This is a genomic window from Microbacterium jejuense (assembly GCF_039544225.1).
GTDB lineage: Bacteria > Actinomycetota > Actinomycetes > Actinomycetales > Microbacteriaceae > Microbacterium > Microbacterium jejuense.
Genome location: NZ_BAABLG010000004.1, coordinates 97,181 through 112,868, shown reverse-complemented (window position 1 = coordinate 112,868; position 15,688 = coordinate 97,181). Strand labels below are relative to the sequence as shown.

General features: G+C 70.7%; 15 protein-coding genes. 9 read left to right on the top strand and 6 right to left on the bottom strand.

The window, feature by feature from the left end:
* Positions 1 to 13: 13 nt before the first annotated feature.
* Positions 14 to 1,219 carry an epoxide hydrolase family protein gene (locus ABEA46_RS08105; RefSeq protein WP_345543914.1) on the top strand — a complete coding sequence of 402 codons (1,206 nt, stop codon included), beginning with the start codon at positions 14 to 16 and terminating at the stop codon, positions 1,217 to 1,219.
* On the opposite strand, the gene ABEA46_RS08100 is transcribed toward ABEA46_RS08105, so the two are convergent.
* On the bottom strand, positions 1,200 to 2,852 hold the full coding sequence (locus tag ABEA46_RS08100) for a thiamine pyrophosphate-binding protein (RefSeq protein ID WP_345543913.1): 1,653 nt from the start codon (positions 2,850 to 2,852) through the stop codon (positions 1,200 to 1,202). The genes ABEA46_RS08105 and ABEA46_RS08100 overlap by 20 nt on opposite strands.
* 141 nt (positions 2,853 to 2,993) lie before the next feature.
* Here ABEA46_RS08100 and ABEA46_RS08095 point away from each other — a divergent pair, with 141 nt between their 5' ends.
* Positions 2,994 to 3,302, top strand: coding sequence for a hypothetical protein (locus ABEA46_RS08095; RefSeq protein ID WP_345543912.1), 309 nt, complete (start codon positions 2,994 to 2,996; stop codon positions 3,300 to 3,302).
* 7 nt (positions 3,303 to 3,309) lie between these two features.
* Here the strand turns inward: ABEA46_RS08095 and ABEA46_RS08090 are convergent, their stop codons facing one another.
* On the bottom strand, positions 3,310 to 4,026 hold the full coding sequence (locus ABEA46_RS08090) for an IclR family transcriptional regulator (protein ID WP_345543911.1): 717 nt from the start codon (positions 4,024 to 4,026) through the stop codon (positions 3,310 to 3,312).
* A gap of 129 nt (positions 4,027 to 4,155) precedes the next feature.
* Here ABEA46_RS08090 and ABEA46_RS08085 point away from each other — a divergent pair, with 129 nt between their 5' ends.
* Both ABEA46_RS08085 and ABEA46_RS08080 read left to right on the top strand, forming a co-directional pair.
* Complete coding sequence (locus tag ABEA46_RS08085; RefSeq protein WP_345543910.1) at positions 4,156 to 6,048, top strand: FAD-binding monooxygenase; 1,893 nt, start codon at positions 4,156 to 4,158, stop codon at positions 6,046 to 6,048.
* 122 nt (positions 6,049 to 6,170) lie between these two features.
* Positions 6,171 to 7,640, top strand: coding sequence for an NAD-dependent succinate-semialdehyde dehydrogenase (locus ABEA46_RS08080; RefSeq protein ID WP_345543909.1), 1,470 nt, complete (start codon positions 6,171 to 6,173; stop codon positions 7,638 to 7,640).
* A gap of 109 nt (positions 7,641 to 7,749) precedes the next feature.
* Here the strand turns inward: ABEA46_RS08080 and ABEA46_RS08075 are convergent, their stop codons facing one another.
* Positions 7,750 to 8,322 (bottom strand): YdeI/OmpD-associated family protein, encoded by a 573-nt coding sequence (locus ABEA46_RS08075; RefSeq protein WP_345543908.1) that lies wholly within the window; start codon positions 8,320 to 8,322, stop codon positions 7,750 to 7,752.
* Between the two features lie 72 nt (positions 8,323 to 8,394).
* Here ABEA46_RS08075 and ABEA46_RS08070 point away from each other — a divergent pair, with 72 nt between their 5' ends.
* Complete coding sequence (locus ABEA46_RS08070) at positions 8,395 to 9,075, top strand: DUF2461 domain-containing protein (RefSeq protein WP_345543906.1); 681 nt, start codon at positions 8,395 to 8,397, stop codon at positions 9,073 to 9,075.
* 151 nt (positions 9,076 to 9,226) lie between these two features.
* Here ABEA46_RS08070 and map read toward each other — a convergent pair whose 3' ends face one another.
* Positions 9,227 to 9,901 carry a type I methionyl aminopeptidase gene (gene map / locus ABEA46_RS08065; RefSeq protein ID WP_345543905.1) on the bottom strand — a complete coding sequence of 225 codons (675 nt, stop codon included), beginning with the start codon at positions 9,899 to 9,901 and terminating at the stop codon, positions 9,227 to 9,229.
* 38 nt (positions 9,902 to 9,939) lie between these two features.
* Between map and ABEA46_RS08060 the strand changes: the two genes are divergently transcribed.
* Positions 9,940 to 10,080 (top strand): hypothetical protein, encoded by a 141-nt coding sequence (locus tag ABEA46_RS08060; RefSeq protein ID WP_345543904.1) that lies wholly within the window; start codon positions 9,940 to 9,942, stop codon positions 10,078 to 10,080.
* Between the two features lie 70 nt (positions 10,081 to 10,150).
* Here the strand turns inward: ABEA46_RS08060 and ABEA46_RS08055 are convergent, their stop codons facing one another.
* A complete protein-coding gene (locus ABEA46_RS08055) occupies positions 10,151 to 10,516 on the bottom strand; it encodes a DoxX family protein (protein ID WP_345543903.1) in 366 nt (121 codons plus the stop codon).
* Positions 10,517 to 10,628: 112 nt separating this feature from the next.
* Here ABEA46_RS08055 and ABEA46_RS08050 point away from each other — a divergent pair, with 112 nt between their 5' ends.
* Both ABEA46_RS08050 and ABEA46_RS08045 read left to right on the top strand, forming a co-directional pair.
* Complete coding sequence (locus ABEA46_RS08050) at positions 10,629 to 11,057, top strand: winged helix-turn-helix transcriptional regulator (RefSeq protein WP_345543902.1); 429 nt, start codon at positions 10,629 to 10,631, stop codon at positions 11,055 to 11,057.
* Between the two features lie 63 nt (positions 11,058 to 11,120).
* The gene (locus tag ABEA46_RS08045) at positions 11,121 to 12,200 is read left to right on the top strand and encodes a winged helix DNA-binding domain-containing protein (RefSeq protein WP_345543901.1); all 1,080 of its coding nucleotides are present in this window, start codon (positions 11,121 to 11,123) and stop codon (positions 12,198 to 12,200) included.
* A 6-nt stretch (positions 12,201 to 12,206) separates the two neighbouring features.
* Here ABEA46_RS08045 and ABEA46_RS08040 read toward each other — a convergent pair whose 3' ends face one another.
* Positions 12,207 to 13,643, bottom strand: coding sequence for a helix-turn-helix domain-containing protein (locus ABEA46_RS08040; protein WP_345543900.1), 1,437 nt, complete (start codon positions 13,641 to 13,643; stop codon positions 12,207 to 12,209).
* Between the two features lie 125 nt (positions 13,644 to 13,768).
* On the opposite strand from ABEA46_RS08040, the gene ABEA46_RS08035 reads away from it, so the two are divergent.
* The gene (locus ABEA46_RS08035) at positions 13,769 to 15,664 is read left to right on the top strand and encodes a phosphoenolpyruvate carboxykinase (GTP) (RefSeq protein WP_345543899.1); all 1,896 of its coding nucleotides are present in this window, start codon (positions 13,769 to 13,771) and stop codon (positions 15,662 to 15,664) included.
* Positions 15,665 to 15,688 lie beyond the last annotated feature (24 nt).

Sequence of the window (15,688 nt, the reverse complement as noted above, 5' to 3'; positions counted from 1 at the left end):
AGAGAGTGGATGCATGGACACCACAGACGTGAAGACCACCGACATCGACGCCGCCGTCATCCCGTTCCGCATCGAGGTCGCGGAGTCGGCCCTTGAAGACCTGCACTCCCGGCTGCGCAGTGCGAGGCTCCCTGAGCCCCTCCCCGGCGACGGCTGGGACAGCGGAGTCCCGATCACCGTCCTCCGTGACCTCGTCGAGCGCTGGCTCCGGAACGACTGGCGTGCGACGCAGGAGCGGCTGAACGCCCTGCCTCAGGTCGTGACGCGCATCGAGGGTCAGACCATTCACGCCGTCCACGTCCGGTCGGCCCACCCGGATGCGACGCCGCTCGTGCTGATGCACGGCTGGCCGGGTTCGTTCCTGGAGTTCGAGGAGCTGATCGGCCCGCTCACCGACCCGGAGGCCTACGGCGGGGATGCCGCCGACGCGTTCCATGTCGTCATCCCGTCGCATCCGGGATTCGGCTTCTCGACCCCGCTCGCGGGCCCAGGGTGGACGGTCGAGCGCACCGCGGGCGCGTTCCTCGAGCTCATGACCCGGCTCGGCTACGACGGCTTCGCGGTGCAAGGCGGCGACCACGGCGCCGCGGTCGCGCCCGAGATCGCGCGTCAGGCGCCAGACCGGGTGATGGGCGTGCACGTGAACGGCTCGCTCGGCTCGTTCGTCGGGGAGGTGGATGCCGAGACCACCGCCTCGCTGACCCCCATCGAGCAGGATCGCCTCCGCCGCGTCGGAGAGTTCATGCAGCGCGAATTCGGGTACATCGCCATCCAGGGGACCCGTCCAGGCCTCATCGGCGCGATGGCGGCGGACAGCCCCGTCGCGCAGCTCGCGTGGATCTACGACAAGCTGCAGGCCTGGACGTACCCGGCCGACGCCGACGCGGTCGACGTCGTCGGCGAGCGGTTCGTGCTCGAGAACGCGGCGCTGTACTGGCTCACGGCATCGGCGGGCTCGTCGGCCCAGGTCGTCTACGCGCTGAACAACGCGTGGGGCGACCCGAAGCCGAGCTCGGGCGTCCCCACGGCTGTGATCGTGTTCGCGCACGACGTGGGGCTGCGGTTCGCAGAGGAGCCGCACCACGAGATCGTCCGCTGGACCGATGTCGAGGGGCGCGGCGGCCACTTCGCGGCGCTCGAGGAGCCCGAGCTGCTCGTCGGCGACGTTCGCGCGTTCTTCGGCTCGCTGCGCGGGAGCGTCAGGAGTTCACGCGGATGATCTCGCGCTGATACGGCGCGATGACGTCGCCCGAGATGCGGCAGTCGAGGACGAGGAAGGGGCGGGATGCCTCGTCCTCGGCCGCCCAGGTGACCAGCCGTTCGAGGTCGTCGAGGGTGCGCACCACGACGCCCTCGGCTCCGACGCCGGCCGCGAGGGCCGCGAAGTCGACCTGCGGGATGAGCATGGGCTGCTCGGCGAGGCCCTTGAGGCCGTACAGGTGCACCTCGGCGCCGTACGCGGCGTCGTTCCAGACGACGGCGATCCCGCGACCACCGGCGACCCGCACCGCGGTCTCGAGGTCGGCGAGGGCCATGAGTCCGCCCCCGTCGCCCGTCGTCAGCACGACCGTCGACGTGGGCTTCGCGAGCGCGGCGCCCGGCACCGAGGGCCAGCCGAGCCCGATCGACTGGAACGCCGTGCCGACCATCATCATGCGGTCGGGCGAGGCGACAGGCCAGTACATGTTCGCCCAGCCGATGAAGTGCCCGCCGTCCGAGACGACGACCCGATCCGCGGGCAGCAGCTCGCCGATGCGGCGGGCCACGGCGCGGGGGTCCAGGCGGCCGTCGGCCGCGACGGCATCGCCCGGCTCGTACGCGCGCAGTGCCGCGACGTCGATCGACTCGCGCCAGCCGCTCGGGGCCCCACCCCTCTCGCGCAGGGCGGTGGCGACGGCGCGCGCCGCGACGCCGGCATCCGCCCGCACGAATCCGCCGACGTGCGGGTGGGTGGCCGCCGGCGCGACGTCGATCTGGAAGACCCGTGTGCCGGGCGCGAACAGGTCGCCGAAGCGCATCGTGAACTGATTGAGGGATGCCCCGAACACGACGGCCACGTCGGCCTCGCGCACGAGCTCCATGGCGCCTTCGGCGCCGAAGCCGCCGGTGACGCCCAGATCGAACTCGGCGCGGGGGAACACGCCACGACCGAGCGCCGTGGACGCGGTCACGGCGCCGACGAGGTCGGCGACCTCGCCGAGTGCGTCCGAGGCCCCCGAGATCCAGGCGCCGCGACCGGCGAGCAGGAACGGGCGCTCGGCGTTCGCGAGCGCGTCGACGAGGCCGTCGAGCGCTCCGGCGGCGAACGGTCCCACCGGGGCGAGAGGCTCGGGCAGCCGCGGCTCGGGCGCCTCGGGCACCGGCCCGGCGTCGCGGGCGGCGACGTCGTACGGGATCGCGAGCACGGTCGGCACCCGGTACGTGAGTGCGTGCTCGATCGCGATGACCGTCGTGGCCGCGGCATCCGCCCGCCCGACCGTGTAGGTGCGGGCGCCGACCGCCGAGGCGAGCGCGATCTGGTCGACGTCCCACGGGCGGGGACCCGACGTGGGCTCGTCGCCGACGACGAGCACGAGCGGCACGTGCGCCTGCACGGCCTCGGCGAGGGCGGTGAGCGTGTTGGTGAACCCGGCGCCGTATGTGGCGGTCGCCGCGGCCAGGCGCCCCGAGGCACGGAAGAAGGCGTCGGCGGCGACGACGCCGCCGGCCTCGTGACGCACGGCGGTGAAGTGGACGTCGGTCGAGCGCTCGAGAGCGTCGAGGAAGTAGGCGTTGCCGTTGCCCATCACCCCGAACACGTGGTCGATGTGGCGGGCGAGGGTGAGTGCAACGTGCGCGGACACGGTGAGCATGACGGATCCCTTGAGACTTCAGACGGATGAGAGGCCGTATGTGTCTCGCGCTCGTGCGCTGCGTGCCCATTTTTCGAGCACCGGCGGGCGTCGATGCCACCGGACGAAACCGAGTATAGGTCGTACGCCAAGATGGGAGACATGAAGACGATCCAGCTGCGCCGCTACACGCTCGTCGACGGGGAGTACGACGCGTTCGTCGACTGGTGGAAGGGCAGCATGCCGCGCGTGCGCCCGGCCGCCGGGTTCACGATCGAGTTCGCCTACGGCATCCCCGAGACAAACGAGTTCGTGTGGGCGGTCAGCGCCGAGGGCGACGAAGAGGCGTTCGTCGCGCTCGAACAGGAGTACCTCGCGTCGGACGCCCGCGCCGAGGTGTTCGCCGGCGTGCCGCAGCGCGTGGCGGAGTACAACATCCGCTTCGTGTCGGAGTTCGCGACGACCGCCTGAACCCGCCTCAGCCGCCGAGCGCTTCGCTGATCGCGGCGGCCGAGCGGCTCAGCCGGCGCGCGATCGCCTCGGGGTCGGCCGGGCTCGACACGTGGACCACCGCGATCGCCGCGGGGCGCTGACCGCCGCGCAGCCGCAGCGGCACCGAGATCGCCTGCACGGTCGGAATGACCTCGTCGTGGCTGGTCGCGTAGCCGCGCTGCGCGCACTCGGCGATCTCGGCACGGAGTCGTTCGCCGACCTCAACGGGCCAGTCCGCGGGGGAGAGTGTCGACAGGATCGCCTTGCTCGGCGCGCCGACGGTGATCGGGTGCCGTGCCCCCGGCCGCTGGGCGACGGTGGCGACGGCGTGACGCGGCTCGACGCTGGCGAGGGTGATGCACTCGTCGCGGTCGAGCACGGCGAGGAAGCACGTCATGCCCAGCTCGTTGGCGATGGCCGTGAGCTCGGGCAGCGCTTCGGCCTGCAGGTCGTGCGCCACACCCGCGGCGAGGGCGGCGATCCGCGCGCCGAGCTGCACGCGCCCGGCCGAGCCGCGTGCGACGAGGCCGTGGTCCTCGAGCGTGCGCAGCAGCCGGTACGCGACGGATCGGTGCACCTCCAGACGCCCCGCGAGCTCGTCGATCGTGAGCGGTTCGCGAGCGTCGGCGAGGACTTCGAGGATCCGGATGCCGCGGCTGAGCGTCTGCGAAGCGGGCGCGGTCGTGCCCTCCGGCCTTGTCATGCAGCATCCCCTTCGTATACGATCTGTTCAATAGTTCAATAGTAGAACGGCGTGTTCGAATATAGAACACAGTCGCTCCCTCCCGCAAGACATCGCCGTCAGGCCGACACCGCCGTCAGAGGAGTCACGATGCAGTTCCACCATCACGGGTATGTCTCCGGAGACCCTCGCGTCCAGGACGCCGCCGGCACGGGCGTCGACCGGCCCGCCGAGCTCCCCGATGAGATGGACGTGCTCATCGTCGGCTCGGGACCGGCCGGCATGCTCCTGGCGGCGCAGATGTCGCAGTTCCCGGGTGTCACCACGCGCATGATCGAGCGTCGCGACGGTCGTCTCGTGCTCGGCCAGGCCGACGGCATCCAGCCCCGCAGCGTGGAGACGTTCCAGGCCTTCGGCTTCGCCGAGCGCATCATCGCCGAGGCGTACAACATCGGGTGGATGAACTTCTGGGGCCCCGACCCGGCGCAGCCCGAGAACATCGTGCGCACCGCGCGCACCGAGGACTACGCGTTCAAGATCAGCGAGTTCCCTCACCTCATCGTCAACCAGGCGCGCGTGCTCGACTACTTCGCCGAGGCCGCCGCGCACGGACCGGGCCGCATCGTGCCCGACTACGGGATCGAGTTCGTCGGACTGACGATCGACGACGAGGGGGAGTACCCCGTCGAGGTGCGCGTCCGGTACACCGCCGGTGAGCGCGCCGGACAGGAGCGCACCGTGCGCGCCAAGTACGTCGCCGGCTGCGACGGCGCCCGCAGCGGCGTGCGCGAGGCCATCGGCCGCAAGCACGTCGGCGGCATCTCGGCGCACGCGTGGGGCGTCATGGACGTGCTCGTCAACACCGACTTCCCGGACTGGCGCACCAAGTGCGCGATCAACGCCGAGGCCGGCAACATCCTCCACATCCCGCGTGAGGGCGGCTACCTCAGCCGCATGTACATCGACCTGGGCGAAGTGGCCGACGACGACGACCACCGCGTGCGGCAGACGCCGATCGAAGAGGTCATCCGCAAGGCGAACGCGATCCTGCACCCCTACTCGATCGACGTGAAGCAGGTCGCGTGGCACAGCGTCTACGAGGTCGGGCATCGCGTCACCGACAAGTTCGACGACGTCGACGTGGACCAGGGACATGCACCCCGCGTGTTCCTCACCGGCGACGCGTGCCACACCCACTCGGCGAAGGCCGGGCAGGGCATGAACGTGTCGATGCAGGACGGCTTCAACCTCGGCTGGAAGCTCGGGCACGTGCTCACCGGCCTCAGTCCCGCGTCGCTCCTGGAGACGTACTCGGCAGAACGCCAGCCGGTCGCGCAGCAGCTCATCGACTTCGACCGCGAGTGGTCGTCACTCATGGCCCGCAAGCCCGAAGAGATCTCGGACCCGCAGGAGCTCGCCACCTTCTACCTCGGCACCGCCGAGTTCCCCTCCGGATTCATGACGCAGTACGGCCCGTCGATGGCGGTGCGGGATGCCGCCCACCAGGGCCTCGCGTCCGGCTTCCCGCTGGGCAAGCGGTTCAAGAGCTCCGAGGTGGTGCGCGTGTGCGACGGCAACCCGGTGCACCTCGGCCACCACGCCAAGGCCGACGGCCGGTGGCGGATCTACGCCTTCGCCGACGGTGCGGCGGCGGGTGAGGCATCCACCCTCGCGGACTGGGCCGGGTTCGTCGCGTCCGACGCATCGCCGGTGGCCCGCTTCACGCCGGCCGGGGCTGACGTCGACGCCGTGTTCGACGTCAAGGTGGTGTACCAGCAGCCCCACGAAGAGGTCGACATCATGGCGGTGCCGAAGCTCTTCCTGCCCGAGACCGGGCCGCTCGGGCTCATCGACTGGGAGAAGATCTACGCGGCCGCGCCCAGCGCCTGGACGACGACGGACATCTTCGACGAGCGAGGGCTGTCGCGCGACGGTGTGGTGGTCGTCGTGCGTCCCGACCAGTACGTTGCGGCGGTGCTGCCGCTGACCGCCCACGCCGAGCTCTCGGACTTCTTCGCGGGGGTCTTCCTGCCCCAGCGCTGACGTACGCCGTGGCGAGAGCGAGGTCGCGCGTATACACGCCGTATATGTGCGTGTCCCTGCCGACAGGGCAAGAATGGCCCGAGGCATCCACTGATCCACCCGACACAGACGAGGGAGTCCCCGTGACCGAGAACCGTGAGACCGAGCTGCTGGCTTCCGTCCCCGACGCGCTGTTCATCGGCGGCGAATGGCGTGCGGCATCGGCCGGCAAGACACTCAAGGTGTACGACCCCTCCAACGGCGAGGTCGTCAAAGAGATCGCGAACGCCGCGCCCGAAGACGGCAAGGCCGCACTCGACGCCGCCGTCGACGCGTTCCCCGCCTGGGCGGCGACGCCCGCGCGCGAGCGCGCCGAGATCCTGCGCCGCGCCTTCGACCTGCTGCAGGAGCGCAAGGAGGAGTTCGCGCTCCTGATGACGATCGAGATGGGCAAGCCGCTGGCCGAGGCGCGCGGCGAGGTCGCCTACGGCGGCGAGTTCCTGCGCTGGTTCAGCGAGGAGACCTCGCGCATCCAGGGTCGCTACGGCGCCAACCCCGAGGGCACCGGCCGCATGATCGTGTCGCAGCACCCGGTCGGGCCGTGCTTCCTCATCACGCCGTGGAACTTCCCCCTTGCGATGGCGACCCGCAAGATCGCGCCCGCGCTCGCCGCCGGCTGCACCGTCGTCATCAAGCCGGCCGAGCTCACGCCGCTGACCACCCTGTACTTCGCGAAGCTGCTCGAAGACGCGGGGCTCCCCAAGGGCGTCGTGAACGTCTTCACCACCTCGACGTCAGGCGCCGTGTCGGAGCCGATCATCCGCGACCCGCGCCTGCGCAAGCTTTCGTTCACCGGCTCGACGCAGGTCGGACAGCGCCTCCTCGAGCAGGCGTCGCAGGGCGTGCTGCGCACCTCGATGGAGCTCGGCGGCAACGCCCCGTTCGTCGTGTTCGACGACGCCGACCTCGACAAGGCCGTCGACGGCGCGCTCGCGGCGAAGTTCCGCAACATCGGTCAGGCGTGCACCGCGGCCAACCGCTTCATCGTGCACCGTTCGGTGGCCGACGAGTTCGCCCGTCGCGTCACCGAGCGCGTCAACGGCTTCACCATCGGGCGTGGCACCGAGGAGGGCGTGAACATCGGCCCGCTCATCGACGACCGCGCGGTCGCGAAGGCCGCCCAGCTGGTGCAGGATGCCGTCGCCCGCGGCGCGAAGGTCGCCACCGGCGGCAAGGCGGTCGACGGACCGGGCACGTTCTACGAGCCCACCGTCGTCACCGACGTGCAGGCCGGCAGTGACATCCTCCGTGAGGAGATCTTCGGCCCGGTGCTGGCGATCGTCCCGTTCGACACCGAGGACGAAGCCGTCGCGCTGGCCAACGACACCGAGTACGGCCTCGTCTCGTACGTCTTCACCGAGAATCTCGCGCGCGGCCAGCGCATGATCGAGCGGCTCGAGACCGGCATGATGGGCCTCAACATGGGCGTCGTCTCCAACGCCGCCGCCCCGTTCGGCGGCTGGAAGATGTCGGGCCTGGGCCGCGAGGGCGGCGCCGAGGGCATCCACGAGTACCTGCAGACCAAGTACACGCTGACGCCGAACCCGTTCTGACCCGAACGCCTGAGAAGAGTGGATGCCTCGCCCGAGGCATCCGCTCTTCTCGCCGTCGACGGGGTCGTTGCGACGGGGCGCGGGTGCGGCGGCGCATGCTCCGCAGTCGTCAGTGAAGGGTCTCGCCGCGCTTGAGCATCTCGATGTACTCCCCGACGCGTGCGGCTCGGGAATCCGGTCGCTTGAGCTGGGCCACCCGGAACGCCATCGCGAACCGGTTCTGCGCCGACTGGTTCGCAAAGGCCGCGGCGGCCTCCGGATCCGCGTCGAGGGCTTGCTGCAGCTCTGCGGGGACGTCGCCGTCGCTCTGCCGATGCGCGTTGTCCCAACGCCCGTCCGCCTTCGCGCGGTCGATCTCGTGCTGGCCCTGCGGCCGCATCCGACCTTCCTCGATCAGGCGAGTCACGTGACCGATGTTGACCTTCGACCACAGGCTTCGCTGTCGGCGCGGCGTGAAGGTCCGCAGGTGGTAGTCGGCATCGAGGGAATGCGACTGGCCATCGATCCACCCGAAGCACAGCGCGACGTCGAGCGCTTCGGCATACGTGATCCCGGGTCGCGTCGACCCTTTCTTGCGCAGCCGCAGGCGGACGCCGCCGGGGTCGGGGTCCGCGTCCAGCCAGGCCTCCCACTCCGCAACCGTGTCCACCTGCAGCACGGGTATGGTGACGCGGTCGGCCATGACGGGAGGATAGCCCGGAGCCCCGACATCGGCCTCGGCCGCGGCATCCGTCCTGCTCGCTACGATCGGCAGGTGGGATTCGAAGGACTCGATCGCGACGCCGTCTCGTTCTACGCCGAGCTTCGCCGTGACAACACGAAGGCATGGTGGGCGGCGAACAAGGCTCGCTACGACGCGGTGGTCCGCGGGCCGTTCGAGGCGCTCGGTGCGGAGCTGGAGCCCGAGTTCGGTGGGGTGAAGATCTTCCGCCCGTATCGCGATGTCCGCTTCAGCGCCGACAAGACGCCCTACAAGCTGCACATCGGCATGGTCTCGCAGGCGACCACCACGCATTACGTGCAGCTGAGCGAGGAAGGTCTGATGGTGGGCGGCGGCAGGTACGACGTGCCGCCGCAGGCGCTGGCCCGCTTCCGCGAAGCGGTCGATGACCCACGCACCACCGAGGATCTCGATGCGCTGCTCGACGAGCTGCGCGGCGCCGGCTTCGAGCTGCTCCGCGACGGCGCCCTCAAGACCGCGCCTCGCGGGTACCGCGCCGACCACCCGCGCATCGAGCTGCTGCAGCTCAAGCGACTCGCAGTCGGCAGATACGAACCCCCGGCCGACTGGATGTGGACGCCCGACGCGTACGACATCATCGCCGACGACTGGCGCACGGTCTCGACCTGGTGCGCCTGGCTCACCGAGACGCTCGGTGCCGAGCTGCTCGAGGCCGGTCAGTCGTCGAGGCGGGGCCGCGGCGACCTGGCCTGAGGGCGGGACGGACCCCGCGCAGAGCCGATGCCTGCCCGACGTGCGACGACCGGCTGAGGCTCGAGATCGTCGATGACGAGCGATTCCTTGCCGCGTGGTCGTGTGTGAACCGCGGGCTCGTGCGCACGACCGGGCCCTTGTGAGCGCCGCCTCACCGACTCGGGAGCGTCAGGATCTCGGCGCCGTCGTCGGTGATCGCGATCGTGTGCTCGCTGTGCGCGGTACGGCTCCCGGTGGCGCTGCGGAGCGTCCAGCCGTCGGCATCCACGATCAGCCGGTCGGTGTCGGCCATGACCCATGGCTCCAGTGCGAGCAGCAGTCCCGGGCGCAGCCGGTAGCCGCGGCCGGCGCGGCCGGCGTTGGCGACGTGCGGATCCTGATGCATCGACGAGCCGATGCCGTGGCCGCCGAACTCCATGTTGACGGGGTAGCCGGCGGTCGTGAGCGTCGTGCCGATGGCGTGCGAGAGGTCGCCGAGGCGCCCGCCCGGGCCGGCGGCGGCGATCGCGGCATCCAGCGCACGCTCGGTCGCCTCGATCAGCGCCACGCTCTCGGCAGGACGGGCGTCGCCGACGAGGAAGCTGATCGCCGAGTCCGCGGCGATGCCTCCCGTCGAGACCGCCAGGTCGAGCGTGAGGAGGTCGCCGTCGGCGAGCGCGTAGTCGTGCGGGCGCCCGTGCAGCACGGCATCGTTCACCGAGGTGCAGATGTAGTGGGCGAACGGGCCGCGTCCGAACGAGGGGGCGTAGTCGACGTAGCACGAGGTGGCGCCGGCATCCTCGATCTGGATGCTGTCGCGTGCGACGGGCGGCCCGGCGGGCGGCATCCGACCCCGTCGCCGTCGGGGCGACCTAGGCTGAGGGCGTGACCGACCGCCCCGCAGACCCGATGGCCTGCCCGACGTGCGGCGATCCGCTGAGGTTCGAGATCCTCGACGACGAGCGGTTCCTCGTCGCTTGGTCGTGTGTGAACTGCGGCCTCGTCCGCACCACCGAGCCGATCTGACACCCGGTCGCAGATACGGGAAGGGGATGCCGCGGCCCGCGGCATCCCCTTCCCTCGCGGTGTGCGCGGATCAGAGCACGACGAGGAAGCCGAGCACGGCGCTCGCGATCGACAGCACGGCGAGCACGACGGACGGCGTCGCGTTCTCCTTGCGGCGGACGTGGACGACGATCGCACCGATCATGACGATGGCAAGGGCCGTCGCGGCGATCGGGGTGAGGATCGGGGCGATGCCGGTCAGCGGCGGCAGGATGAGGCCGATGCCGCCGACGACCTCGGCGATGCCGATGAGCTTGACGGTGGGGTCGGCGAAGTCGTCGGCCCAGCCCATGCCGCTCGCGACGAGCGCGGGCCGGGGGCGGACGGCCTTCATCGAGCCGGCCATGATGAAGGCGAGCGCCAGGAGTCCGTTGAGGATCCAGAGAGCGATGATCATGCAGTTCTCCAGGTAGAGATCGTGGGGTCTGTTACTGTTTGTAAGCAACCCCATGATGCGTCATCTTCTGAAGGCGTACAAAAGGCACACGCATGTAAGCAGGTGACACGCGATGACGAAGACGCTGACGGTGACCGCGGCGGGCGATCCCGCCCCGACCGGCTACGAGCGGTCGTGCGAGGGTGCGGCCCCCGGCACCGACCATGGGCGCGCCATCCGCGACGTGCTGGACCGCATCGGCGACAAGTGGTCGCTGCTGGTCGTCGGCACGCTGCGAGGCGAGCGCCTGCGGTTCACGGAGCTGCAGCGGCACATCCCCGGCATCTCGCAGCGCATGCTCACCCTGACCCTGCGCCAGCTGGAGCGCGACGGGCTCATCACGCGCACCGTCCACGCCGAGGTGCCGCCGCGGGTCGAGTACGAGCTGACGCCGCTGGGGGGCACGCTCGTGCAGCTCGCGATGGCGCTCGCGGACTGGGCTATCCAGAACCATCCGCGCATCGAGGACTCGCGCGCCGCGTACGACGCCGCGCACGCCTGACCGCGTGCACGGCGTGGCGCCGCCCGTCTGCGGACTGTCGGGTGTTCGCGCCATGATGGGCGGGTGGATGCCTCGACGATGCGCACCGAGCGGCTCCGGTCGCACCGCCTGACCGCGCCTGCCCGCACGGTCGCCGACACGGCCCGGCACATGCTCGCGACCCAGGCGCAGGAGTTCTGGGGCGGGCGCTGGGCGGTCGCGCAGCGCACGCAGGGCGCACCGTCCATGCGCGACGTGGATGCCGCGTTCGACCGTGGCGAGATCGTGCGGTCGTGGACGATGCGCGGCACGATCCACCTGATCCCGGCCGAGGACCTGTCGTGGGTGCTCTCGATCACCGCCGACCGGCAGCATCGGCAGATGGCGACAGTGCGGCGCAACGAGGCGATCGACGACGCCGAGCTCGACCGCACCGAGGCCGCGACCCGCGCGGCGCTCCAGGGCGGCAACCGGCTGACCCGCAAGGAGCTCGCCGAGGTGTGGGAGGCCGCCGGCGTCTCGACGGCGAAGCAGCGCGGCTACCACCTGCTGGTCGCGATGTCGCTGCGGGGCGTGGTGTGCCAGGGCCCTGTCGTGCCGCGTGCCGAGGGCCCCACGCGCGAGCAGTACCTCGTGCTGACCGAGGAGTGGATCCGCGAACCCGTCACGCCGGCAGACCCGCTCGCCGAGCTCTTCGTGCGCTACATCGCCGCCCATGGCCCGGCCGGGGCGCGCGACTTCGCGTGGTGGACGAGCCTGCCGCTCGGGGTGTCGCGCCAGGCCGCCGAGGCCGCATCCGACAGGCTCAAGGTCGTCGCCGCCGCCCCCGAGCCGATGTATCTCGTCGACCGCCCGGCGCCACGCCGGCTGGCCACGGCGCCCGAAGTCGTCGCGCTGCCGCCGTTCGAGGAGTACTACATCTCGTACGTCGACCGCACGGTCCCGTGCGCGCCGGAGTTCCTCGACGCCATCGGCCCTGCGATGAACGGCATGGTGAGGCCGATCCTGGTGGCCCGCGGCGAAGTGGTCGGGGTCTGGACGCACTCCCTCGCCGTCGGGCGCCACACCGACGACCCGGTGCCCGAGCTGTTCGCACCCGGGGCGGCCACCGATGCCGAGGTCGCGGCATCCCTCGACCGCTACCGGGAGTTCGTCACCGGCTGACCGGCGTCACGCGTGGCGGTCGAGGAAGTCGTAGACCTCGTTGTCGTCCACCCCGGGAAAGGCGCCACGGGGGAGCGGCGAGAACATCTGCATGTGCACGCGGGCGCTCGGCCACGCCTTGCCCGCCCAGCGCCCCGCGACGTCGGACGCCGCACGGCGGCAGCACGACTCGTCGGGGCAGGTCGAGGTGGCGCGCTTCTGCGTCTCGCGCCCGCGGAACCACCGCGCATCGTCGAAGGGCACGCCCACCGTGATGGAGAACTCGCCCGCCGAGGTCGAGCCGGTCTGCGTCGAGCACCAGAACGTGCCGGCCGGGGTGTCGGTGTACTGGTAGTGCTCGGTGGTGCGGTTCTGCTCGTCGAACGCCGCGCGGGCCGAGAATTTGCGGCAGGCCATCTGCCCGTCGACGGCGCCCGTGACGTCGCTCGGCAGTGGAAGGTCGTCGTTCTCGTAGACGCGTGAGATCGCGCCCGACCCGTCGACGCGCAGGAAGTGCAGCTTGATGCCGAGGTGGTGGGTGGCGAGATTGGTCAGGCGCATGCCCGCGGCCTCATGCGTGACGCCGAACGCGTCGCGGAAGTCCTCGACGGCGAGGTTGCGGTCCTTCTTCGCCTGCTGCAGGAACGCCACCGACGCGGTCTCGGGCATGAGGCAGCAGGCCGCGTAGTAGTTGATCTCGAGGCGCTGCTGCAGGAAGTCGGCGTAGTCGGTCGGGCGCTCGTGGCCCAGCAGGCGGTGCGCCATGGCCTGCAGCGCCATGGAGCGCAGACCGTGACCGCCCGGGATGGATGCCGGCGGTAGGTAGATGCGGCCGTGCTCGAGGTCGGTGACCGAGCGGGTGGAGTGAGGCAGATCGTTGACGTAGATCAGCTCGAAGCCCAGCTTCTCGGCCATGATGCTGACGGTGCGGTGCGTGAGCGCGCCCGACACGTGGCCGGCGGCCTTGAGCTGCTTCTCGGCGAGCTTCTCGATGTCGGGCAGGTAGTTGTCGCGCGCGCGCATCATCAGCCGCAGCTCGGTGTTGGCGCGGCGGGCCTCTTCGGGCGTCGCGATGGCCTCGCGCTCGCGGCGCTGCAGCTCGCGGTGAAGACCGAGCACCGATTCGATGGTCTCGTCCGACATGCCTTTGGTGACCTTGACGGGCGCGACGCCGAGCTGACGGAACACCGAGCTCGACTGTGCGCGCTCCAGCTCGATCTCCAGCGCCGCACGGCGATTGGGCGGCTCGGCCGACAGCAGGTCGGCCACCTCGACGCCCGCGATCGACGCGATGGACTGCAGCAGCGACAGCTTGGGCTCGCGCTTGCCGTTCTCGATGAGGCTCAGCTGGCTGCCGGCCACCCCCACGAGGGCTCCGAGCTCGTCGAGCGTGTACCCGTGGGCGAGACGCTGATGACGGATGCGATGGCCCAGGGTCGACAGTTCGAGCGAGGTCGGCGGCATTCCTTGATGATAGCGAAAGAATCGCAACTCTTGACGCGGTCAATCGTGGGAAGAGGCATCCATCACCCCTGAAAGTAGAGGAAGAGCACGAATCTGCACCGTCGAAATCAACGAGGAGCGACACCATGGCCCTTGCCGACATCTTCACCCGAACCGATGGCTCGACGTCTGCGAGCACCGGCACGACCCGGCCCACCCTGGCCCGGACGTTCGGCGAGCTGCCCACTGTCGCCGGTGACGGCATGACCGCCCTGCGGGAGTGGGTCGACGAGATCGCGGCGCTGACCCAGCCCGCCCGCATCCACTGGGTCGACGGGTCGCGCGCCGAGAACGATGCGCTGCTGCGCGAGCAGGTCGACGAGGGCAAGCTCATCAAGCTCAACCCCGAGTGGCGTCCGGGCTCGTACCTGGCGCGCTCGCACCCGAGCGACGTCGCCCGTACGGAGGCGCGCACCTTCATCGCGTCCGAGCGCGAGGAGGACGCCGGCCCGACGAACAACTGGGCCGCTCCCGACGAGATCCGCGCCACCATCACGCCGCTGTTCGCCGGCTCCATGAAGGGCCGCACGATGTACGTCGTGCCGTTCTCGATGGGCCCGGTCGGCGGCCCGCTGTCTCACATCGGCGTGCAGGTCACCGACAGCGCCTACGCGGTCACCTCGATCGGCATCATGACCCGCGTCGGCACCGATGTGCTCCGCGAGATCGCCGGCGGCGCCCCGTGGGTCAAGACCGTCCACTCGGTCGGCGCACCGCTGCAGCCGGGCCAGCAGGACGATGCGTGGCCGTGCAACGACGAGAAGTACATCGTGCACTTCCCCGAGACGCTCGAGGTCTGGTCGTACGGCTCGGGCTACGGCGGAAACGCGATCCTCGCCAAGAAGTGCTTCGCGCTGCGCATCGCCTCGGTCATCGGCCGTAACGAGGGCTGGCTCGCCGAGCACATGCTGCTCATCCGCGTGATCGACCCGGCCGGCCGGGCATACCACCTGGCCGCGGCGTTCCCGTCGGCCTGTGGCAAGACGAACCTCGCGATGCTGCGTCCGACGATCCCCGGCTGGCGCGTCGAGACCCTCGGCGACGACATCGCCTGGCTGCGCCCGGGCGAGGACGGCCGCCTGTGGGCGATCAACCCCGAGGCGGGCTTCTTCGGCGTCGCGCCCGGCACGGGCGAGTCGACCAACGTGACGGCGGTCGAGACGCTGTGGGGCAACACGATCTTCACGAACGTCGCACTGCGCCCCGACGGCGACGTGTGGTGGGAGGGCCTCACCGACGAGCCGCCGGCTGAGCTCATCGACTGGGAGGGCAACCCCTGGACGCCGGCATCCGGTCGTCCCGCCGCGCACCCGAACTCGCGCTTCACCGTCGCCGCGGCGCAGTGCCCGCAGATCGCCGAGGACTGGGACGCTCCGCAGGGTGTGCCGCTGGACGCGATCCTGTTCGGCGGCCGCCGCGCGACGAACGTGCCGCTCGTCGTCGAGGCCACCGACTGGACCCACGGCGTCTTCATGGGCTCGAACGTGTCGTCCGAGCGCACCGCCGCCGCCGAGGGCACCGTCGGCGAGCTGCGCCGCGACCCGTTCGCGATGCTGCCGTTCTGCGGCTACAACATGGCTGACTACTTCGGGCACTGGCTGAAGGTCGGGCAGGCGCTGCGCTTCGACCGCGCGCCCCGCGTGTTCCAGGTCAACTGGTTCCGCAAGGGCACGGACGGCCGGTTCCTGTGGCCGGGCTTCGGCGACAACTCGCGCGTCATCGACTGGATCATCCGCCGCATCGAGGGCGAGGTGGGCGCCGTCGAGAGCCCCATCGGCCGGCTGCCGCACACCGAGGATCTGGATCTCGACGGCATCGAGGTGCCGCAGGCCGACCTCGACGAGCTGTTCGCCGTCGACCCGCAGCTGTGGCTGCAGGAGGCCGATCTGACCGAAGAGTTCTACCGCACCTTCGAGGGCCGCGTCCCGGCGCCGCTGTGGGCCGAGCTCGCAGCGCTGCGCTACCGTCTGCAGCGCGCCTGAAGCAGGGAGCGGATGCCCCGGCCT

Bases quoted from the DNA above. Each gene is read 5' to 3' on its own strand.
- map (WP_345543905.1), bottom strand. From the start codon at position 9,901: ATGCCGCCCGCCGGGCCGCCCGTCGCACGCGACAGCATCCAGATCGAG.
- ABEA46_RS08040 (WP_345543900.1), bottom strand. From the start codon at position 13,643: ATGCCGCCGACCTCGCTCGAACTGTCGACCCTGGGCCATCGCATCCGT.
- ABEA46_RS08085 (WP_345543910.1), top strand. From the start codon at position 4,156: ATGCAGTTCCACCATCACGGGTATGTCTCCGGAGACCCTCGCGTCCAG.
- ABEA46_RS08100 (WP_345543913.1), bottom strand. From the start codon at position 2,852: ATGCTCACCGTGTCCGCGCACGTTGCACTCACCCTCGCCCGCCACATC.
- ABEA46_RS08055 (WP_345543903.1), bottom strand. From the start codon at position 10,516: ATGATCATCGCTCTCTGGATCCTCAACGGACTCCTGGCGCTCGCCTTC.
- ABEA46_RS08075 (WP_345543908.1), bottom strand. From the start codon at position 8,322: ATGGCCGACCGCGTCACCATACCCGTGCTGCAGGTGGACACGGTTGCG.
- ABEA46_RS08050 (WP_345543902.1), top strand. From the start codon at position 10,629: ATGACGAAGACGCTGACGGTGACCGCGGCGGGCGATCCCGCCCCGACC.
- ABEA46_RS08105 (WP_345543914.1), top strand. From the start codon at position 14: ATGGACACCACAGACGTGAAGACCACCGACATCGACGCCGCCGTCATC.
- ABEA46_RS08035 (WP_345543899.1), top strand. From the start codon at position 13,769: ATGGCCCTTGCCGACATCTTCACCCGAACCGATGGCTCGACGTCTGCG.
- ABEA46_RS08095 (WP_345543912.1), top strand. From the start codon at position 2,994: ATGAAGACGATCCAGCTGCGCCGCTACACGCTCGTCGACGGGGAGTAC.
- ABEA46_RS08090 (WP_345543911.1), bottom strand. From the start codon at position 4,026: ATGACAAGGCCGGAGGGCACGACCGCGCCCGCTTCGCAGACGCTCAGC.